This is a genomic window from Bacillus sp. FJAT-45350 (assembly GCF_002335805.1).
GTDB lineage: Bacteria > Bacillota > Bacilli > Bacillales > NISU01 > FJAT-45350.
The window spans coordinates 300,868-321,697 of record NZ_NISU01000003.1 but is presented as its reverse complement, the minus strand read 5'-3'; the positions used below and the strand labels follow the sequence as shown (position 1 = coordinate 321,697).

At 32.9% G+C, this 20,830-nt stretch carries 22 protein-coding genes; 2 read left to right on the top strand and 20 right to left on the bottom strand.

Going from position 1 to position 20,830, the window contains the following annotated elements; translation table 11 throughout:
* Nucleotides 1-124: 124 nt before the first annotated feature.
* Nucleotides 125-355 (top strand): hypothetical protein, encoded by a 231-nt coding sequence (locus CD003_RS20515; RefSeq protein ID WP_096203120.1) that lies wholly within the window; start codon nt 125-127, stop codon nt 353-355.
* A gap of 2 nt (nt 356-357) precedes the next feature.
* Nucleotides 358-588, top strand: a complete 231-nt coding sequence (locus tag CD003_RS20510; RefSeq protein ID WP_096203119.1) for a hypothetical protein — start codon at nt 358-360, stop codon at nt 586-588.
* A gap of 275 nt (nt 589-863) precedes the next feature.
* On the opposite strand, the gene CD003_RS20505 is transcribed toward CD003_RS20510, so the two are convergent.
* From CD003_RS20505 to CD003_RS20410, 20 genes are all read right to left on the bottom strand, one after another.
* Nucleotides 864-1,085 carry a hypothetical protein gene (locus CD003_RS20505; protein ID WP_096203118.1) on the bottom strand — a complete coding sequence of 74 codons (222 nt, stop codon included), beginning with the start codon at nt 1,083-1,085 and terminating at the stop codon, nt 864-866.
* A gap of 342 nt (nt 1,086-1,427) precedes the next feature.
* On the bottom strand, nt 1,428-2,960 hold the full coding sequence (gene murJ / locus CD003_RS20500; protein WP_179295652.1) for a murein biosynthesis integral membrane protein MurJ: 1,533 nt from the start codon (nt 2,958-2,960) through the stop codon (nt 1,428-1,430).
* A 30-nt stretch (nt 2,961-2,990) separates the two neighbouring features.
* The gene (gene pseI / locus CD003_RS20495) at nt 2,991-4,025 is read right to left on the bottom strand and encodes a pseudaminic acid synthase (RefSeq protein ID WP_096203117.1); all 1,035 of its coding nucleotides are present in this window, start codon (nt 4,023-4,025) and stop codon (nt 2,991-2,993) included.
* A gap of 16 nt (nt 4,026-4,041) precedes the next feature.
* Nucleotides 4,042-4,506, bottom strand: coding sequence for a GNAT family N-acetyltransferase (locus CD003_RS20490; protein WP_096203116.1), 465 nt, complete (start codon nt 4,504-4,506; stop codon nt 4,042-4,044).
* Nucleotides 4,485-5,495 (bottom strand): UDP-2,4-diacetamido-2,4,6-trideoxy-beta-L-altropyranose hydrolase, encoded by a 1,011-nt coding sequence (gene pseG, locus CD003_RS20485; RefSeq protein WP_179295651.1) that lies wholly within the window; start codon nt 5,493-5,495, stop codon nt 4,485-4,487. The genes CD003_RS20490 and pseG overlap by 22 nt, the downstream gene beginning before the upstream one ends.
* Before the next feature lie 17 nt (nt 5,496-5,512).
* Nucleotides 5,513-6,247, bottom strand: a complete 735-nt coding sequence (locus CD003_RS20480; protein ID WP_096203114.1) for a cytidylyltransferase domain-containing protein — start codon at nt 6,245-6,247, stop codon at nt 5,513-5,515.
* Nucleotides 6,248-6,256: 9 nt separating this feature from the next.
* The gene (gene pseC, locus CD003_RS20475) at nt 6,257-7,429 is read right to left on the bottom strand and encodes a UDP-4-amino-4,6-dideoxy-N-acetyl-beta-L-altrosamine transaminase (protein ID WP_096203113.1); all 1,173 of its coding nucleotides are present in this window, start codon (nt 7,427-7,429) and stop codon (nt 6,257-6,259) included.
* 43 nt (nt 7,430-7,472) lie between these two features.
* Nucleotides 7,473-8,441: a UDP-N-acetylglucosamine 4,6-dehydratase (inverting) gene (pseB, locus tag CD003_RS20470; RefSeq protein ID WP_179295650.1), complete on the bottom strand. Its 969-nt coding sequence runs from the start codon at nt 8,439-8,441 to the stop codon at nt 7,473-7,475.
* Between the two features lie 56 nt (nt 8,442-8,497).
* The gene (locus tag CD003_RS20465; RefSeq protein ID WP_096203111.1) at nt 8,498-9,844 is read right to left on the bottom strand and encodes a hypothetical protein; all 1,347 of its coding nucleotides are present in this window, start codon (nt 9,842-9,844) and stop codon (nt 8,498-8,500) included.
* Complete coding sequence (locus tag CD003_RS20460) at nt 9,844-11,421, bottom strand: hypothetical protein (protein ID WP_096203110.1); 1,578 nt, start codon at nt 11,419-11,421, stop codon at nt 9,844-9,846. The genes CD003_RS20465 and CD003_RS20460 overlap by 1 nt, the downstream gene beginning before the upstream one ends.
* A gap of 42 nt (nt 11,422-11,463) precedes the next feature.
* Nucleotides 11,464-12,240: a glycosyltransferase family 2 protein gene (locus CD003_RS20455; protein WP_096203109.1), complete on the bottom strand. Its 777-nt coding sequence runs from the start codon at nt 12,238-12,240 to the stop codon at nt 11,464-11,466.
* A 2-nt stretch (nt 12,241-12,242) separates the two neighbouring features.
* On the bottom strand, nt 12,243-13,130 hold the full coding sequence (locus CD003_RS20450) for an NAD-dependent epimerase/dehydratase family protein (RefSeq protein WP_096203108.1): 888 nt from the start codon (nt 13,128-13,130) through the stop codon (nt 12,243-12,245).
* Entirely contained in the window at nt 13,127-13,786 is a 660-nt protein-coding gene (locus CD003_RS20445; protein ID WP_096203107.1) for a sugar transferase, read from the bottom strand. Before CD003_RS20445 ends, CD003_RS20450 begins: the two co-directional genes overlap by 4 nt.
* A gap of 2 nt (nt 13,787-13,788) precedes the next feature.
* Nucleotides 13,789-14,610, bottom strand: coding sequence for a formyltransferase family protein (locus CD003_RS20440; protein WP_096203106.1), 822 nt, complete (start codon nt 14,608-14,610; stop codon nt 13,789-13,791).
* Between the two features lie 21 nt (nt 14,611-14,631).
* Nucleotides 14,632-15,312 carry a PIG-L deacetylase family protein gene (locus CD003_RS20435; RefSeq protein ID WP_096203105.1) on the bottom strand — a complete coding sequence of 227 codons (681 nt, stop codon included), beginning with the start codon at nt 15,310-15,312 and terminating at the stop codon, nt 14,632-14,634.
* Between the two features lie 694 nt (nt 15,313-16,006).
* Nucleotides 16,007-16,297, bottom strand: a complete 291-nt coding sequence (locus tag CD003_RS20430; protein ID WP_142302907.1) for a hypothetical protein — start codon at nt 16,295-16,297, stop codon at nt 16,007-16,009.
* A 228-nt stretch (nt 16,298-16,525) separates the two neighbouring features.
* Nucleotides 16,526-17,407: a UTP--glucose-1-phosphate uridylyltransferase GalU gene (gene galU / locus CD003_RS20425; RefSeq protein ID WP_096203103.1), complete on the bottom strand. Its 882-nt coding sequence runs from the start codon at nt 17,405-17,407 to the stop codon at nt 16,526-16,528.
* A gap of 201 nt (nt 17,408-17,608) precedes the next feature.
* Entirely contained in the window at nt 17,609-17,968 is a 360-nt protein-coding gene (locus CD003_RS20420) for a four helix bundle protein (RefSeq protein WP_096203102.1), read from the bottom strand.
* A 383-nt stretch (nt 17,969-18,351) separates the two neighbouring features.
* Nucleotides 18,352-18,879: a transcriptional regulator gene (locus CD003_RS20415; protein WP_096203101.1), complete on the bottom strand. Its 528-nt coding sequence runs from the start codon at nt 18,877-18,879 to the stop codon at nt 18,352-18,354.
* 104 nt (nt 18,880-18,983) lie between these two features.
* On the bottom strand, nt 18,984-20,822 hold the full coding sequence (locus tag CD003_RS20410) for a polysaccharide biosynthesis protein (protein WP_096203131.1): 1,839 nt from the start codon (nt 20,820-20,822) through the stop codon (nt 18,984-18,986).
* Nucleotides 20,823-20,830: the final 8 nt, after the last annotated feature.

Genomic DNA, 20,830 nt, shown 5'->3' with positions numbered 1-20,830 from the left:
ACCACCTTTGGTTAGGTATTTCCTTTTTTGGCTCTAAGCAGAGAAAACATTAAAACTGAAAATTCCAACAATATTTATGCAACACTAGTGAATAAAGTTAAATAAATTAAAGTTGGTGATGTAAATGGAACCTATAAGAATTGAACATGAGGACATAAAAAAGATAATTCAATCTGGTCATTCATACATCCAAATTGGCAAAAGAAAGTTTTTATTAATGGAGGTTGAGGATATTAGTAACGATGATTGTTATGAAGTTACTGATCCTGAAGAAGAAAAGCAATTAACAGCTGCATTAAATGGAAATAATCCTATACTAACAGAAGAAGAAATCAAAAAGATATTTGAGAGGTAATCATGAAAATAGTTTGGAGAAAATCAGCTATTACCTCATTAGTGCAATTAGATCGATGGAGAAGTAGCATTGAGCTACCACCAATAGCCTCACACCTAAAAGATACAATTCAACTTTACTTCAAGAACCAAGATTTTTCAATCTTTATTCCTGGCCGGCAAGTTCTCATTCAAAAAATGCCTGTAGACTTACGAATCGTACTAGTGTCTATTGGAAAAATCAGATCCTTATAAAGTTTTTTATAGAATAACAACAAATCAAGTTGAAATATTTTTAATTCGTCACCCACATCAAAAATCACTCGAATAGAAAAATAATAAGTCAGGAGGGCCGTCCATTTACAATAAATGTTCGCTCTCCTGATTTATTAATATTAAGCAAAAACTGTTCACTTTATTCTAGCAGTCACAGCTATTAGCACGAAATTAAATTGCGCCTGTAAACTAAGTGCTTGATATGTCGTCATAGCCTCAGCCCCTTTCTTCAGGGAGTTCAGCCGCCACCTTGCTTATATAGTTGCTATTGCAATTATATCAAACACTATTTCTCTTTCTACTACTCTAGTTACCATTTCCATCAAACTATTTACACAAAAACACCAAACTGATACGAAGATTTCTTCGCTGGATACGAAACTTTCATTTTGATTCCTGAATAGTGTCCATCCACCGCGGAAAATACAGTAATTTTGTCCATATATGGTGTCTGACACCGCTACCCCTGAAATCATTTGAATACCACCTATATATTAATATCCTTATTATAAAGCATAAAGGCAGTGGAAAGTTCCGACTTTTTCAGTGCCCTTAATCAGTACCGGAGTCATCTATTAGCTGCATAGGCTATTGGTGTCTTTTTTAGACTGTCCGTTATGGGTTACAGTTCACCCCTCTACTTAGCAGGCTTATTATTTTTACTAATCTTTATAATTCTTCTCACATCAACACCCGTTACAGCACATTGCTACAAATATCACGTTTGACAGTCCAACCAAGCTCATTCTTTGCCTTAGAAGCATCGACAAAAAACTTCCACACTATAATAACAATTGTAAAATATTAATTAAAATTTGTTATATAGAGCCCCTTACTTTTGTAATTTTCTTTTTTAATGCATTTACTATAATTTCTACATCATCTACCTTCATGAAATAAATAATTACACAATACGAAATCACAGAAGCTACAACAGCTAATAATAAAGAAAAACTCTGACTTAAAATATCATTTGCAAAATTAAACGTTTTATTAGCCACAAAAGACATAATAAGGGAAGCTATAAGAATTTTTATAAATGAATTAGTCATTCGCTTAATACCAAAAGGACCTATTTTTCTTCTTAAACTAACTAACATTAGTAAAGAAGTAAAAATTGCAGCAATACTTGTTGCTAAAGCTAACCCTCCAATTCCTAGATATCTTGAGAGAAAAATATTTAAAATTATATTTAAGGCCATACCTATTGACGCATTAATCATAGGTGTTCTTGTATCTTGCATTGAATAAAACACCCGTGATAATACTTCACGTAAACCAAAACCTATCATACCAATTGAATAAAAAAATAGGGCATAAGATGTCATAGATATGGCATTTATGTCGAATGCACCTCTTCCAAATAACAACGTAACTACTTCAACAGCAAATGTCATTGTAATAAATGTAATTGGTAAAACCGTAATAAAAATACCAGTCATTGCTCCCGACAAAGAATTTTTTAATCCGATCATATCATTTTTTACTGCCATTGCTGATATTAAAGGATATAATACTGTTGCTATAGATAATACAAATATCCCCTGAACAAACTCATTAAGCGTACTTGCATAATTTAATGCAGAGATACCACCAATAGCTATTTGAGAAGCTAACGTTCTATCTATTAAAACATTAATTTGATTTACTGATATACCTAAAATAACTGGTAGAGCTATAAAAAACATTTTTTTAAGATGTTGATCCTTAAAGTTTATTGTTCTTTTATATTTAAAACCTACTTTTCGTATAGTATATACCATAAATAAAAATTGAGTTGAAATAGCAATAACAAACCCTATAGGAAGAGCAATTAAAACATTTAATTTAACACTTATAAAAAGTGATATTATTATAACAATGTTAAATGGTAATCCTATTAGAGCAGGAATAACAAATTTATTTTTACTTTGTAAATACCCTGTAAATACTGATATAACAACAAGAAAGTATAGAGCAAATAAACAAATTCTTGTAAATTTAACTGTCATATCAAATGTCTCTATATCAAAACCTGAAGCAAATACACTAACAATTGCTTCGGTAAATAACAGTGAAATAGATACTATAATAGTAACAACAATTAATAGTGTATTAATAAGGTTGTTTGTAAAATTACGAGCTTCATCTTCACCATTTTTCTCAAAGATTTTACTATACATTGGAATAAACGCAGATATTATTCCCACTGTTACAAAACCGAATATAACTCTAGGAATAGTAGTAGAAATTAAGTATGCATCACTAATATTTGATGTACCATATATATACGCTAGTGTTATTTCTCTTAAAAAACCGAATACTTTTGATAGAATTGTTAATACCATTAGTATTAGCGCAACTTTTTTCATTATCAACTTACTTTCATTATTTTTTTAAATTTAATCAATATGACTCCACTTTAATGGAGTACCTCTTTTAATTTCTTTTTTAGATAATTTACCAATAATTTCATTATAGCACTTCGGTTTTAAGCCATATCCAGGTCTAATAGACCTAATATTCTTCTTAGTGAATATTTCTCCTTCTTTTACATCTTCTACTACAAATAAAGAACGGGAAAACTCCCTACTTTTTTTCTTTTTATCTGTAAGTTCATAATCAACACAGCCTATTGCTTTCTCTGCTTCTCTAACTGAATCAACTAGTAATTTAAATTCTTCCTTATCTAAAGAAAAGCTAGCATCTGGACCACCAATACTCTTGTCTAAAATAAAGTGTTTTTCAATTACTTTTGCTCCTAAAGCTACAGATACAACTGGAACTGTTACACCTAATGTATGATCTGATAAGCCAGCTTCCACATTAAATGTTTCTCTTAGGTTTTGCATTGTGCTAAGGTTTGCATCTTCAATTTTTGCTGGATATGCAGATGTACATTTTAATAAAATTATCTGATCATTTCCTACTTTTCTACATGCTTGTACAGCATCGTCTATTTCGCTAAGAGTTGCAATTCCAGTTGAAATAATTATTGGTTTCTTTTTAGATGCAACATATTCTATTAAAGGAATATCTGTTATTTCAAATGAAGCTATTTTATAAGCAGGAACGTTCAGACTTTCTAGCAAATCAACTGATGTTTTATCAAAAGGACTTGAGAAACAGATTATATCAAGTTCCTTGGCATAAGCCATTAGTTCCTCATGCCATTCCCATGGTGTATAGGCCTCTTTATATAAATCATATAAAGTTCTGCCATCCCAAATTGTACCTTGCTTTACTTGAAAGTATTCATTATTACAATCAATCGTTATAGTATCTGCTGTATAAGTCTGCAGTTTAATAGCATCAGCTCCAGCTTCTTTAGCAGCCTTTATTGTTTCTTTCGCAATATTTATATCATGCCCATGGTTAGCTGACATCTCTGCAATTACGAATACTTTTTTAGTTATGTCGAAATTATCTATAAGCATTTATTTTAATCCACCTTTATTTAATTGAGTAAACATACTTCAATAGATAGTTATTACTTTCTTGTAATACAAAGCCTACCCTTTCAAACAGCTTATTTGATGCAGTATTATCGCTTGAAACAAAAGCTACAATGTTCTTTAATTCACTTCTTTCCTTGCGAATTTTCCCTATACTCATTTTAATTAATTCTTTACTTAATCCTTTTCCAGTAATTGATTTGCACAAACTAATACTAACTGTTGCAATTTTATCTTCTATTTTATATCTCAATTGTCCTAAAAAATTATCAGTATTATCTGTTACCACATAAAACACATCATTATCTGACTTTAAAATACTTTCAAACCATACCTTATGATCTTCCCAATCAATTTCTGCAGAATTTATTGAGTACTTTCTTACATAATCCTCATTAGAAAGTTGATACACACATAAAATATCTTCATCTTTTACGGCTCTTAAAAAGTAATTTCCTTCCATAAAACATCTCCTGATAATAAAGCATCAATAATTCTTTTACTACCAAATCCATCAATTACTTCCTTATATTTCTCAACCAATACACTCCGGGTACTAAATTCCATTAATTTTTCCGTTTCACAAATTATTTTTTCATTAAAGAAAGTATCCTTGTATTCAAGAGCTGTCTCAATCAAATTAAGTTCTTTTAAAGCTAAAATATTATGATGCTGGTTGTCTATTACCTTTATTGGAATAAAAGGTGTTTGAGTAGCTATCAATTCATAAATTGTCTGTCCTGCAGCCGTTATGGCAAAATCAGATCTAAGCATAATAGATTTCATTTCCCTAGCTGTGACATTCTCATAAAACTTTATGTTCTTTGAGGACAAACACTTTATTTCTCCAATATTATTAAATGCGCTTCCTATTACTACATTAAAAGTAATTTCTGAGTTTTTATTACCCAGTCGATTTAGGATACTTGGAGTTAAATTGTGTATGTCAGATCCACCTAGTGTTATTAGTACTTCTTTTACTTCCATGTTTATGTTCTCTCTATTAACTTGAATGAAGGGGCTTCTTAAAATGATATATTTGGGTCCAAGTAAATAGCAGTTAGTATCATTTATAGGATACTTAACTGCTTCAGTACTTAGAGAAGGGTTAACTACAATACCTTCTGGATATTCACTCCTTCCATTATCATCAATAAATAGCGACTTTTTGGATTGACTTGAAATAACTCGATATAAGTCTTGACTAGCCAAGTAAGAGTCAACAATGCAATAGTCACTTTGTTTAATATAGTTTGTTAAGAACTCTTTTGAAAACCAATTTACTACCTTGTATTGCTTATTTTTTATTATTTCAATTTGACTAGTGTCGCTATTAATAATGAATTCAACTTCAATTTCTCTGTCTGCCAATTCATCATATAAGGAGCTACATCTTGAGATATGCCCTAAGCCTATTTGACTGCCACCTTCTGTGAAAATTAACGCCCTCATACTTTTCATCCTTATGTTTAATTGATTTTCTTTTGCTCAATATGTGCATTGATTGTAAAAAGTTTCGGTTCTTGGTTAAATAAATCAATAATATCTTGAAGATAAAAATCATGTGTTCCTTTATAAAGTCTACTATATATTTCACTTATTAGTTCGAAATCCTCTTCTGTATCTAATGTCCACCGATGATTAGAATAATTAACATCATTTTTGAAGTAGTGTATTTTAGTACTTATTTCGTAAATATAAGGAGTAACATGTTCTCTATGATATTTTTCTCTCCCATTATGAAATGCCTCTTCTAATACTTTAAAAGAAAATACTTCTGTGTCCAATCCCCTAGGAAATGTTCTTTGACTTAAATCTGATCCAGCATTTGTTACGATGTCATATTTTTTTTCTAAATAGAAATTAAGAATTTTATCTAATACATTTGCATCAATTACAGGGCAATCAGAAGTAATCCTTACAATAATATCTATATTGTTTTCTTTTGCTGCTAAATAGTAACGGCTTAGAACGTCTTCTTCGCTCCCTCTATAAACCTTAGCACCACATTTAATTGCTTCGTTTTCAATGAGATTATCTGTCTCTTGTACTGTTGTAGCAATTATAATATCATCTATTAAATTAGATTGTTTAACTCTTTCTATAACATGCGATAATACAGTTCTTCCCTTTATATCTTTCATTACTTTTCCTGAAAGTCTAGTTGAACCCATTCTTGCTTGTATAATAGCTGCAATTTTCATGTAATTACCCTACTTTCGATAAGTATTTATTACTTTATTTACAGCTGCTATTACATCCATTACATCTTCTTCTGTCATTGCAGGGAAAAGAGGTAATGTTATGATTTCCTCATACAGCTTCTCTGCATCAGGGCAAATACCTCGTTGATAACCTAATTGTGAATAGTATGGAAGAAGATGGACAGGAATATAATGTACGTTAACACCGATATTTTCATTAAGTAAAGCTTCGAATATCTCTTTTCTATTCCCTAAAAGCTTTTCTAAATCTAAACGTAATATATATAGATGCCAGCTTGATGCCCCGTACTGATCCTGATATGGAGTTTGAACTTCATTTATCTCTTTAAAAGCCTCATTGTATATTGATACATACTTCTTTCTTAGGTCAACAAACATCTCAATCTTCTTCAATTGACTAGTACCAAGAGCAGCTTGAATATCGGTCATTCGATAATTAAAACCTAAGAACTGCATTTCATAATACCAAGGACCATGATTTTCAATCAACGTATCAGGTTCTCTTGTTATTCCATGGGATCTAAATTGTAATAATTTTTGATAATACTCTTCATTATTAGTTGTTATAATCCCACCTTCTCCTGATGTAATATGTTTCACCGGATGAAAGCTAAACATTGTCATATCACTTATTGCACCTATTTTTTTACCTTTATAAGTCGCACCCAAGGCATGTGCAGCATCTTCGATTATCACCAAATTATGTTCTTCAGCAAGTTGGTGAATTTCATCTATAGCAACTGGTTGTCCAGTGAAATGAACAGGAATAATTGCTTTTGTGTTCTCATTAATTAACTCTTCAACCTTTTTGGGGTCAATATTATAAGTTTTGGAATCTATATCAGCAAAAACTGGCTTACCACCTTGATAGAGAACACAATTAGAACTAGCAGCAAACGTCATCGGTGTTGTAATAACTTCATCTCCTTCTCCAATACCTGCAGCAAAGCAAGCACCATGAAGGGCAGCTGTTCCATTCGAAAATGCAACAGCATACTTCGATCCAACGTAAGAAGCAACAGCTGTCTCAAACTCACCAACCGCTGGTCCAGTTGTTAAATAGTCACCTTTTAATATATTTACCACGGACTGAATATCTTCTTCATCAATCCATTGCCTCCCATATGGTAAGTAACTGTTTCTGATTGCTTTATTACCCATATTAAACAAACTTCCTTTCATGTTTAAATAGAAGAAATAATAATTAATCTTTAATTAATTCTCTTAGTTCATCAACAGTTAACCAATGGTCATTTACATCACTTATATAGGTAAAACCTTCTGGTAATGGTTTACCACCGTTTGAAAATTCTTCTCTCCACCAAGGAAATTCTGGTTGGATAACATAGTAAGTGTCATATTCTAGAGTTTGGCGAGCATCATCTTCATTAATCATTGCCTCATGCATTTTTTCTCCAGGGCGAATTCCAACTATTTTTATTTCACATTCTGGTGCAATCGCTTCAGCCAGATCTACAACCTTCATACTAGGAATCTTTGGTATGAAGATTTCCCCACCCTTCATTCTTTGGAGATTGTCAATTACAAATTGTACACCTTGCTCTAAAGTAATCCAGAAACGTGTCATGCGTTCATCAGTTATTGGAAGCTGAATCTCTCCTTGTGCTTTAAGTTTTTTAAAGAAAGGTACTACACTCCCACGACTTCCTACTACATTACCATAACGTACTACCGAGAATCTTGTTTCTTTATTACCTGCATATGAATTTCCTGCAACAAATAATTTATCTGAAGCTAACTTAGTCGCACCATATAAGTTAATTGGACTTGCTGCCTTATCAGTACTTAATGCAATTACACGTTGAACTCCTCTATCAATAGCAGCCTCAATAATATTCTGGGCACCATGTATATTTGTTTTAACCGCTTCAAAAGGATTATACTCACATGCACCCACATGCTTTAATGCTGCTGCATGTATGACAATATCTACTCCATCAAAAGCACGGTATAAACGATCTTTATCTCTAACATCACCTATAAAAAATCTAATTCTAGGGTCAGTAAACTCTTGGGCCATTTCATATTGCTTTAGTTCATCACGACTGAAAACAATTACTTTTTTCACGTCTTGTTCTAGTACTTTAGAAATAAACTTCTTACCAAATGAACCCGTTCCACCAGTTACCAAAATTGTTTTGTTATTTAACATATATATTCCTCCATTAAAATCAAATTATCTATTCAATCTTACTATTCAAACAAAGACTATTTGCTATCTAAATGTAACCATGTAGATTTCCCAAAGAATATTCTCGAAATAAAATGTAACAAAATCACATCAAATACTATAAAGTTAAAATATATAAAACCATGTGCTGGAATAAAGGGTGCAACATATATTGATGACAATACAAATAAAATCAACGCAAATGATAATCCTCCAGAGTTATTAGGGTTCTTAATTAGAAGAATTACAATGCCTAATAACAAACCATAGATTATTGATAAAATAATTAAACCCGTAAATCCAAAGTCATATATTATAGCACCTGGTAAAGAAATAAATAAGCCTGCATACTGATATCCAATAGGTGCTTCATTCAGTATCCCTAACTGATTTAAAAAGTGGAGTATTGAGTAGAAGAATATATCTCCTTCCTTAGTTGGCAACAACAAAATGGCTTCAGTTGTCCATTGACTATGAATCAAGTAGATTATTGCAGAAAACAAAGAATAAATAATACTATTTTCATTCAATATATTATTCAGAAACAGATAATACCCATCTTTAACTTGTCCACCTAAATCATTTGAAAAAATTTCAAATAGATACTTCGAGCTATAATCTCCTAATGCAGCACTTGAATTGAATACTGATATAACATAAAGAATTGCTATTAAGAGGAAGAAATAAAATTTTTTATCTGACCTTTTCCCTCTTCTCTTTGCAGGTATTATGCTTCGATTTTTATATTTCCTTAATATAGAGATACATAACAATAAAAAAACCTGAATAAAAATCAATGAACGTGAACCATTCATTGCTGCAAATAGTAATACATTTAGTGAAGAAATAACTAAATTGTTAAGTCTTCTAATAGTTTTTAAGTCTTCCCAATACAAGAATAGCAACAAAATTGATATAAATGCCATTGGCACTAAGATATTCCCTAACATGCTAATTATTTCTGAAAAAACAGAAGGAGAAACAGCATTTTCCCACTGATAGCGTGCATGTCTTAGTCCAAGGCTATAATCGATACCTTTAAGGATAACTCTATCAACTATAAGCATAGCTATTCCCAAAAATCCTAAACTAGTAGATAGATTAATTAGAAACGATAGCTTTTTTAACGATAACAACCTAACTTTTTGAGTATTAATTTTAGTTCGCTTTTTGTGGTAAAAAAAATCCTTTGTAAATAATGCAACAACGAATATAATTGAAAAGAATAACACGTTTATTAAAAACCTATGCGAAAAGTTACCTATAGCGGATTTCACAGGAAGAACTATCTCAAATATTAATATTATAAACTGAATAAATAAAAAAAATTTAAAAATGAGAAAGTAAACATCCCTCTTCTTTCCATTTTCCGTTAAATCATTCATCAATAATGCCCCGCTGGTAATTTATCTCTTATTATATCTACCATTCTATAAATTCCTCTCTTATTAATGTCATATCTTTTATCATCTACTTCATCATTTTTTATTCCAAGAGAGATCAACTCATCCCAATTATTCTCATTAATAGAGTTTACTAATTCATCCTCATACTTAACTTCTTCTGTCACCCTAATATCATATGGTTCTATCTTACCATCCTTAAAAATTTTAATTATTTTTTCAGCGACAACATCCGATGAGAAATAAGCATTCTCGAGCGTGGTTTCTTTATTAACTAAATCATGAAATTGCTCAAACCTACCGTGATAATTATAAATGTATCTAACAGCTCTTTTTTGGATATGATTTTTATTTAGGTTATTTATCCTAGATAAACATTCTTTTAAATCCGCTTCTTTAAACACATTTGTAGTGAACCCCGCTTTGTAATACCTGCTTTTACCTATTGATACAACTGTTTTTCCTAAGAGAGCTGCTTCAATTCCTGCAGTTCCTCCATTAACGAGAATAATATCCGCTTCTTTAATTAAATCTAAAGTATTTGTATTGTCTTTACTATCTATAACATGAATACCCTTTGATTTTGCCCATGTTTTATAATGATTTTCTGATTTATCACCTTTACCAATACTCCCTAAGCTTTCATTCCAAAAAGGATGACATCTTAAAACACAATCTTCAAAGTCAACACCTAATGATCTAATCACTTTTTCGTAACCTTCAGTATAATCCTTGGTCCATTCCACTTCCCATTCTTGATTCCCCAAAAATTCAAATTTACTACTTGGAGTAATTAATACTTTTTTTCTGGTTTTATCATTAGTGTTTCTAACAGGCCAACTAGCCTCTATACTTTCAAGGTTGTGAGTTCTCCAAATCTTTTGCTTTTTCAAGAACATTTCACCGATAATTTTTCCCGCAAATTCAGCTTGTTCTTTATTTAATGGAATTTCCTTAAATTTATTATTTATAGCATTAATAAATTTTAAAGATAAACAATCCTCATTGTAATTTAAGGTTATACCATTCAAATGGTTTTCAACAGATATGAAGGGAATGTTTTTTTTCTTAAGAGCAACCATCACTGAACGAGTAACGTCTAACCGCCCATTAAACAATAACACACCATCTAACTTTTCCTCTTTTATCCAGTTTTCCGCATTTCCTAAAACAATTTCTACAGACTCAACCAACTTTTCTTTTGTATCATTTGAAAGAACACTCTCGGACTCACTATCATTTTCAATTCTACCTAAGCTTCCTATAGTTGATTTTAATATATATGATATATCTTCTTTGTCTAGTTTGGTTTTTATATTTTTATCTAATGATGTAACGTTCTCATTCTTATAAGTTTTTATTCCACCAAGCTGGCATTTTAGGCATTGAGTTAAAGATTTTTCTTTTCCTTTAAATAAATTATAATAACAAGTCGGTAAAGAAGCTGCACAAGATAAAAAGTAACAAGTGTGTCCTTCCTTTTCTAATTGATCTGACAAATAAACTAAATCTTGAACATGCGGTCTATAAGGATACATACTTACAATTCCGATCTTCAACATAATCACCCCTGTTTTAATATTTTTATAATTTATTTATTCCTACTTAAAACTAATCTTCTTATATTTATAAAATGCTCCTATCACATGCCTAAGAGTAAAGTACGCAGATTTTAATTGGTTTAAACCTATGAATCTGAACACTCTATATGTCATCTTAATAGTTTTTACTTTATTCCCCGATTTAGAATTTTTGGAAATTCTATAAATTAATAGTGGTTCATTAATTCCATGAGCATATACGCCTGTCCTTAAAATTCTAAGCCATACAGCATAATCCTCATGCATTTCGTCTCTCTCCATTTTTATATTTTTAAAGAAGTCCTTCTTCAATAGGACTGATGAACAAGTAATTATGTTTTGTCTTAGTAACTGTTTATAAGATACTTTTGGAGGAACCTTAAATTGACCACTATACGCTCTACCCTCCTCATTAATATAGGTAACAGCAGTATATAAAAATTCTGCATTTGAAGCTTCAGCATACATCATCTGTTTTTCTAATTTTGTTTTTTCCCAGATATCATCACTATCTAAAAAAGCTATCCATTCCCCTTTAGCCATTGATATACCTTTATTTCTTGTTTCTGATACACCTAAATTACGTTCATTTTTATATAAGTTTATTCGTTGGTCTTTACTACTGAGTTTTTCAATAATTTTAATCGTATTATCTGTTGAACCATCATCTAGAACAATTAATTCTATATTTGAGTATGTTTGTAACAAAACTGATTCAATAGACTCTTCAATGTACTTTTCACTATTATATGCTGGCATTATTACAGTTACCAAAACTGACTTTTGTATTTTGTCCATCACTAGTTTTCACCCTTTAAAGACATCGCTTCGGTTTTTTTGATTGTTTCTTCAAAAGGAATAGTTTCATAATCTATCATTTTCCCATTAATCACTGTCATGGGCCCCCCCGATATTTTCTTATCATAAATTAAAGAACCAAAAACCTTTCTGAACGTTTTGGATTGACTAATAGCTAATTTAATAGCGAAGTTAAAAACTATTGTTTTCTTCAATTTCTTGCCATTATATTTTGCAATTAAATTTACTAGACTTGTAATTCTTACGAATTCCTTATTTTGGGGAAAAAATAAACCACTTGCATTATTTCCCAGTAACAACCTTATGAATTCTGATAAATTATCAATGTAAATCATACTACGTTCATTTTCTATATCTGGAAAAAATGGTACCTTAAGAGCCATTTTAGCAAGTCTTGCGTAGTTTCCAGGGCAACCCTTACCATAAACTAACGGTGGTCTAATAATTGCCACATTAAAGTCATAAGCTTCAATTTCTTTTATAGCCTTCTCAGCTTCATATTTTGACTTAGCATACTTCGTTTTCGGTGCTGGTAAAGTGTCTTCTGTGATATAGCCTGTTTCAGTACCATACACTCCCATTGTACTTAGAAATATAAACTGCTTGACACCTTCTTGCTTTGCTTTCATTGCAACTTCAAGAGTTAAATCTCGATTAACTTTAAAGTACTTCTCTTCCTCGTCACCTTTAACATGAACAATTGCTGCTAAATGAATTATTGCGTCATAACCTTTAAAAGATTTACTTTTCCAAAGCTCATCTCTCAAACTTACTTTATCGACTATATATTTATCTTTATATTGCAAAACCCATTGTTCAAAGGATTTACCTATATAACTATTAACCCCTGTTATAAGCACCTTTGTCATTTTGAAACAGTCTCCTCTTTAGTAGCAGTTACTTCAGCAGTTCCTTTTTTAATTTCAACCAGACATCTATCAACGTACTTATCTTCACCTAAAAGAATTACACCAACAGTCCTAATAATAATTTTAATATCAAGCCACAAACTATAGTGATCTACATAGTAAACATCAAACTTATATCTATCTTGCAATGAAAGATAGATATTACCACTCACTTGGGCTAGTCCAGTTAATCCTGGCTTCATATTCAACCTTCTTGAAATTTCATCTGTGTAGTCACTTAGAGATGCAACACGCTCCGGCCTTGGTCCTACAAGACTCATTTCCCCTTTTAACACATTTAGGATTTGAGGTATCTCATCAATTTTACTTCTTCTTAAAAATTTACCAATAGTGGTAACTCTATCATCGTCCTTCATTACTTCTTTACCTTTAACCATTTTTTCTGACCCAGGTTTCATAGTTCTAAATTTATAGACCTTAAATATTTTTCTATGAAACCCAGGTCTTTCTTGTAAGAAAAATATCGGACCTTCCGAAGTAGTCTTAATTAATATAGCAACTACAACCCATAAAGGAAGAAATAATATAAGTACCATTAAAGAAACAACTACATCAAATAATCGTTTAATACCTTTTTGAAACTTTTTATCTTCCATGACTACCCCTCAATCTCATAATCTATAGGAATTAAAAATCCATCATGAAGCTTTATTTCACCATCATTTACATTTGTCTTAGCTGACCATATCCTAATTATCTTTTCTCCATCATTATAAAAAGTACCAGGATACGGATGAGTAACAGCTCTCACTAATTTATCCGCTTCATACATAGTCATGCTATTTAATATCTCACCGTCCTCTGGTTTTCTACCAGGCCACTCAGTAGCATCTACTTCACTCTGTTTTGTAAGTGTAACGTTGTTATTAACAATATCATCCCAATACTTTGCAATAAGAGCAATGTGCATATCATCCACTTTTGCATAAAGTTCAGTTGCTGTTGTATCATTTCTAAGGCTAATAATACCTTGACCAATAATTTCTCCTGTATCTACACCTTCATCCAACTTGAACATGGTGACACCCGTTTCATCTAACCCCTTAATAATTGCCCATGGTATTGCCGCTCTTCCTCTACCAACAGGTAATAATGTAGGATGCATTCCAATGCATCCATAAGTTGGTGCCTCAAGTACTCCTTTTTTTGCAATTTGAGACCACCCTATAATGAATAGCCAGTCAATTTGATTTTCTTTAAGTGCATCAAGAACTTCTTGGTCATTGATATTATTAATTTTCAAAAGAGGAGCATCGTGCTCCGATGCAAATTTATCAAGATAAATTCTCCCTGACTTATTTTTTGCTTTTTCGTCCTTAAGCGTGATAAGTAAATCTAAGCTACCACCAATGCGATATATTTCTTCAATACAACTCAGACCTAATTGTACACAAGTAGCAAAAGCTATTTTTTTCTTCAACTTATCTCATCCTCTCTTTATCTAGAATCCACGTCGAAATACACTTTCAAAGGCCTCAGCATAAACCATCCCAGCTTGCCCACCACGATAGGCTGCTAATCCTTTGATTGCCTCATTACTTCTAGGATGAGGATAGTCTCTCATTACTCCACGATACTGAGCTAGAGCCTCTATCTTTTTATCAACACTTTCTTCACCAACTTCTATAAAAGTATTCGGTGAAAACTGATTCAAGGTTTTGTTAAGTCCCCATTCTGTTGATGATGGAACTTCCATGAAGAGTAATTCTTTTAAAGGTTTAACATCGCTTCTTCGTTGGAATAACCTCGATGCAGCTTGGCAAGCCAAAGAAGCGTGTAGGTGATCGTTATTTAAATCTGCTGGATGGTGTGTGAATATTACATCCGCATCAGTTTCAATAATTGCATTTTCAATAAATTGTACAAGTTTTAAGTGTGGGACCATGTTAAACTCAATATTTGGAAAGTCACCAGTAATAACTCTATCAACACCTAAAATATTCATAGAACTATTTACATCTTCATTTAACTCTTCAGTGCTCGGTCTGAAGTTTCTAGCATTAACATCACCTGAAAGGATGCAGACATTTACGGAATGTCCTTCTTGTGCTAATTTATACATAGTAGCACCAGCTCCTAAAACTTCATCATCTGGATGTGCAATAACAACTAAATATGACATATCATTTACCTCGCTTATGTTTTTTAATCTCTAGGCTTTAATAGTTTCTTAGTAACTTAGTACTTAATTAAGACTCATTCCAAGTAACTACTAATCTACTAAACGTTATCTATAACCAATAGCCACCTCGTACCGAATATTCAATATGCGGTATAGATGTAAAAATCAACATATAGGATGTTATTGCAAGGAAAACTTAATTTATATACTGCATATTGTGTTTTCTTATCCTATTACAATACACCCTTGTAATATCTATTCAATCAACAACATTCAATCACGAAGTTTTTTCATTTTTACACTAATCTCAACCGTGTTTCATCCTATTAAACTGCCATTCAATCAACTCTATAAAACTACCAAAAACACTCGAAACCCTTATGCCCCAAGCCTTCCAGCACCTTATCTGATTACGATAGTCAGTTCCCCATTACCATTCAATAATTAAAGTTGGAAAGTGGACAGTTGGTAAGGAATTAGTGTCTTAATTGGTTAAGTAGTTAGGAAAACAAGAACTCCATTAAAGCATAATAAAAAGCCTTATTCATATAGTAACGGACAAGGCTTTACACTTACATATATAATTTGGACTGGGGAATTCAATTAACGCTTTACGTAAAATTAACATCTAACCTTTTCACAGTATAGGTACTCCTGTATCTCCCTTTCCTCGGGGTCTTCAGCTACCACCGAACTACACCCAACTTTTCCATCCACAAATGGCCACTTCACAATCACCCTCACAGATGTGCCCAAATTCTTGCAAGTACTGTTCAAAAACAACTTCTGAAAATTCTATTCCTTTAAGTATCAAGTGGATGTTATATGCTCTTTCTAATTGAAGCATATTTGCAAGACAAACTTCTTGTTTCGTTTTTTTAATCATTGCTGCTACTGATGGAACTGCAATTGTTGCGATGATACCTATAATAGTTAATACCGCTATCAACTCAACTAAAGCCAGCCTCTTTTCCTTCACCAACACGCAACTTTACCTCTTTATACATAATTTTCTTTATCTCATAAACTCGTTTCATCATTGCCTATCACCTTCATTCTAGTATTTAGAATTTAGTGTAGACAAGCTTTTAATAGTTTAAACTAGAGTTAGGGTAGATGGGCTCTGGACCTTCTAATACGGTTTGGATTTTCCTACTAGCAAACTAACTTCCTTACCCTTTCTCCTGCCCTTTCATTCCATCTTTCCCCTAATTCACTTCATTCTTTCCATCCCCATAACTCCCTCTAAATACTCCAACAACTCTGCTCGTAGCTCTTCGTTCTGCAACGCAAACTCAATTGTCGTTTTCACAAATCCCATCTTCTCTCCTACATCGTATCTCTTTCCTTCAAAGTCGTAGGCAAAGACGCGTTGGATTTCATTTAGATTTTGGATAGCATCTGTTAATTGAATTTCACCGCCAGCTCCAGTCTGCTGCTGGTCTAAGAACATAAAGATTTCCGGAGTTAATACGTATCGTCCCATGATTGCTAGATTTGAAGGGGCTGTTCCTGGCTCTGGCTTCTCAACAAATTGGTTGACGCTGTACCTCCGACCTATACTAGTAATCGGGTCAACAATACCGTATTTATGTGTCTCATTATCAGCAACTGTTTGCACACCAATAACTGACGCTCTTGTTTCCTCATACTGCTCTATTAACTGTTTTAGGCAAGGTTTTTCTGCTGTCACAATATCATCACCTAGTAAAACTGCAAACGGCTCATCGCCAATAAATTTACGTGCACACCATACCGCATGACCTAGACCTTTTGGCTCTTTTTGGCGAATGTAGTGAATATCAACCATATTAGAAGATTTACGAACCTCACGAAGAAGTTCAACCTTTCCTTTTTCCATTAAATTTTGTTCTAGTTCAAATGCATAGTCAAAATGATCTTCTATTGCACGTTTCCCTTTACCTGTAACAATAATAATATCCTCAATCCCTGACATAACTGCTTCTTCCACTATATATTGAATTGTCGGCTTATCAACAATCGGTAACATTTCTTTTGGCATCGCCTTTGTTGCAGGGAGGAATCTTGTACCTAACCCTGCAGCAGGTATTATGGCTTTACGGACTTTTTTCATTGATTAAACAAATCCTTTCGTTAATAGTTGGAAAGTTGGTAAGGGGACAGTTGGAAGAGGTTGGGTTTCCCTTATTCTCTTAATACTGCTTTCTCCTTTAATGGAGCTTGTGGTCTTGATTAATTATTAGTAGGAAAATTGGTAAGGAGACAGTTGGAAAAGGATTTTGCCCTTTCCTTTCCACCTCTTCCAACTTTCAATCTATCCCTTCTCCACCGCTACTAATACTCCATTTAGTATTCTTCCGACTTCTTGTGCTAGGTTCAACACTTCTGTATACGTCTTTGTATCTATATACTCTAAGTCTCTTGCTAGTAATAGTTGATATTTGACTTCTTCTAGTGAGCCTCTAGCCATTAATAGAAATCTTCTATATTCTTTAGCTGAACCTCTGGCTTTGCCCTCGACGATGTTGCTGGGGATGGATACGGCGGCTCTTCGGATTTGGGAAGTTAGGCCGTATTGTTCTTCTTTCGGGAAGAGTTTGGTTATAGCATAAACCTCTAGGACCAGTGTATGTGCTTTTTGGTAGACGATTAATTTACTTGTATCGTTATACATAGGAATACTCCTTTTATAGGTGAATGAGTTGGTAAGTTGGTAGAGTTGGAACAGTGTTCTTTATTTTATATCTTAATCATAGTCTTTCACCTTTGATTACTGTTCTTAATTATTAGCGTATTAGCTAAGTTTCTTTGGGTTTGAATCTTCACTTCCAACTTACCCCTTTCCATCTTTCCAACTAAGAATCTTCTAAAAGTTTAAACTCCACTTTCTCTTTTTATAGAATCCACAGTTTAAGCTTTTAAATTTATGAGGCATTTAACCTCACCTCACACCATACCACCGACAACTTTGTGTCTAAGAATCCTTTTAAGGGAATCCACAGCATGACCGAGTGCCACCGTTGATATAGGTAAGATGGCATCACCTTTTTTATTGATTTAACTAAGTTGTCCCCATACTACTAAAATATCATCGCTGTCAATATCCTCATTTAGACAACCTTTAGCCAACACTTTGACATCAACTTTTCTTTCTATCATTCTTTCTGTTTTCTCAACTAGATTCTTTAAATAGTTACTATCGACCTCTCCAATTATTACTAGGTCAATTGTTCCTGAATCTATCCCTCTGGCATAATCTCCTGTAATGTATGCTACCTTTACATTTCCAAGCTTATTAACCACTTGTTCAACTAACTGGTCAATACCAATAAATTTCTGAACAATGGTATGCAGGTCTTTAAATAGCTTATGACTCTTGTTTGCTTTATAGATTTTCTTTCGTCCCTCTTCTGATGAATTAAGTAAACCAGCCTCTGCAAAGCGATTTAATTCAACCCGGACCGCATTAGTCGATTCACCAAATTCCTCTGCTAACCCACGTAAATATGCACTTGTATTCGGGTTTAGGAAGAACTTCAACATTAATTTTAATCTTGTTTTCGATGTAATTAAATAATCTAACAAAGGCTTCACCTTCTACGTAATATAAAAAACCTCTTTACGAGTAATAATTTTACTCGTAAAGAGGTTTTTTATCAATGCATTTAAAGGAATTACCTAATTTTATATTATTTTACAAGTTCAATTAAATTACTCTCTGTTAATTCTTTATGGTTTGCAAGTCGCAATAAAGTGTCTCTTAATGTTACTTTGTTTGCTTTGTTTTGCTCTATTTGCCTTAGAATATATTCAGTATTTATATGAAGTGATTTACCAATGTATATCTTTGGATAAACTTGTTCTGGATATACTTCATCTTCATTTAAAAGTTCTTCATAGAGCTTTTCACCCGGACGCATTCCTGTATATTCAACTTTAATTTCCTCTTTAGTAAAGCCTGATAGCTCAATTAAATTTCTCGCTAAGTCAACAATCTTCACAGGCTCACCCATATCTAAAACAAAGACTTCTCCGCCTCTGGCTAGTGTACCTGCTTGGATCACAAGTCGAGAAGCTTCTGGAATCGTCATGAAATAGCGCTCCATATCCGGATGTGTCACTGTGACAGGTCCACCTGAAGCAATTTGCTTTTTAAAAAGGGGGATAACACTTCCACGACTACCTAGGACATTACCAAAACGAACAGCTACAAAGCGTGTATCAAACTTTTCATCAAGCTCTTGAACGATCATCTCAGCAATTCGTTTTGTCGCTCCCATGACACTTGTTGGGTTCACGGCTTTATCGGTGGAAATCATCACAAATGTATCAACTCTAGCAACAGCTGATGCTTCGGCAACATTTTTTGTCCCGTAGATGTTATTTTTTACCGCTTCTTCAGGATTTCGTTCCATTAATGGCACATGCTTGTGAGCAGCTGCATGAAAAACAAAGTTTGGCTTGTACTCTTTTAGAATTGAGAAGATTTTTTCCCGATCCTGAACATCTGCAATTTCAGTTAAAAACGTCACTTCATTAAAAGTTTGCTTTAATTCTTGTTCAATTAAATAAATACTATTTTCACCGTGACCAAGCAAAATCAGTGTTTCTGGCTTAAACACCGACAGTTGTCTACACACTTCTGAGCCAATTGAACCTCCTGCTCCTGTTACTAGCACTATTTTTCCAGAAATAAGAGAGGCAATTCCTTTTACATCTAGCTCAACTGGTTCTCTCCCCAATAAATCATCAATTGATACATCTCTTATATGATTAACTGATAAATTACCTAATGCTAATTCTTCTATTTGTGGTAATATTTGCACGTTTTTACATACCTTTTTTGAGGATGTAATAATTTGATTTAAACGGGTTCTTGATAGCGATGGGATAGCAATAACAATATGCTCTACCGCTAGACGTTTGACAACTTTCTCGATATCAGAAATTTCCCCTTTAACTTGAACACCATCAATGTTTAAGTTTTGGAGCTGTTTATCATCGTCTAAAAAGCCAACAGGCAGCAATGTTGAAGTTGAGTGTTCTCTTAATTGTCGAACAAGCATTCTTCCTGTTGAACCTGCACCTATGATAAGAGTTCTTTTCATTTTTCTTTGGTTTTTACTTTTATGAATGTAGTGAAATAATTCTGTTTGATAATATCTCCAAGCAAAGCGGATACCACCCAAAAGTAAAATATGGAGCATAAAGGCAAGGGATAGTCCTCTTAAATAAATATTATCGAACGTTATTTGCTGAACTATGGCCGTTAAACTCAGTGAGGATACAACAACAGCCACTAGAGCCAATAGTTCTCCCATACTGGCATAACGCCAAGCTCTTCGGTAAAAGCCAAAGATAAAGGCAAATAGATGATGAGCTACTAATAACGTAACCGAGGTGATTACGATCATTTCATTCACATGAGCAGCGAATGGATTTAAAAAGAAATGTGACAAATAGATTGAAAATAAAACAACAAGTGAATCAATTGAAACTAGTAATAACAACCTCATGCGGTAGCTCACCATAGCTC

Bases quoted from the DNA above. Each gene is read 5' to 3' on its own strand.
- CD003_RS20445 (WP_096203107.1), bottom strand. From the start codon at position 13,786: ATGGAAGATAAAAAGTTTCAAAAAGGTATTAAACGATTATTTGATGTA.
- CD003_RS20510 (WP_096203119.1), top strand. From the start codon at position 358: ATGAAAATAGTTTGGAGAAAATCAGCTATTACCTCATTAGTGCAATTA.
- galU (WP_096203103.1), bottom strand. From the start codon at position 17,407: ATGAAAAAAGTCCGTAAAGCCATAATACCTGCTGCAGGGTTAGGTACA.
- pseI (WP_096203117.1), bottom strand. From the start codon at position 4,025: ATGCTTATAGATAATTTCGACATAACTAAAAAAGTATTCGTAATTGCA.
- murJ (WP_179295652.1), bottom strand. From the start codon at position 2,960: ATGAAAAAAGTTGCGCTAATACTAATGGTATTAACAATTCTATCAAAA.
- CD003_RS20465 (WP_096203111.1), bottom strand. From the start codon at position 9,844: ATGAATGATTTAACGGAAAATGGAAAGAAGAGGGATGTTTACTTTCTC.
- CD003_RS20515 (WP_096203120.1), top strand. From the start codon at position 125: ATGGAACCTATAAGAATTGAACATGAGGACATAAAAAAGATAATTCAA.
- CD003_RS20480 (WP_096203114.1), bottom strand. From the start codon at position 6,247: ATGAAAATTGCAGCTATTATACAAGCAAGAATGGGTTCAACTAGACTT.
- CD003_RS20505 (WP_096203118.1), bottom strand. From the start codon at position 1,085: ATGATTTCAGGGGTAGCGGTGTCAGACACCATATATGGACAAAATTAC.
- CD003_RS20490 (WP_096203116.1), bottom strand. From the start codon at position 4,506: ATGGAAGGAAATTACTTTTTAAGAGCCGTAAAAGATGAAGATATTTTA.
- pseB (WP_179295650.1), bottom strand. From the start codon at position 8,441: ATGTTAAATAACAAAACAATTTTGGTAACTGGTGGAACGGGTTCATTT.
- CD003_RS20455 (WP_096203109.1), bottom strand. From the start codon at position 12,240: ATGGACAAAATACAAAAGTCAGTTTTGGTAACTGTAATAATGCCAGCA.
- pseG (WP_179295651.1), bottom strand. From the start codon at position 5,495: ATGAGGGCGTTAATTTTCACAGAAGGTGGCAGTCAAATAGGCTTAGGG.
- pseC (WP_096203113.1), bottom strand. From the start codon at position 7,429: ATGGGTAATAAAGCAATCAGAAACAGTTACTTACCATATGGGAGGCAA.
- CD003_RS20435 (WP_096203105.1), bottom strand. From the start codon at position 15,312: ATGTCATATTTAGTTGTTATTGCACATCCAGATGATGAAGTTTTAGGA.
- CD003_RS20450 (WP_096203108.1), bottom strand. From the start codon at position 13,130: ATGACAAAGGTGCTTATAACAGGGGTTAATAGTTATATAGGTAAATCC.
- CD003_RS20420 (WP_096203102.1), bottom strand. From the start codon at position 17,968: ATGTATAACGATACAAGTAAATTAATCGTCTACCAAAAAGCACATACA.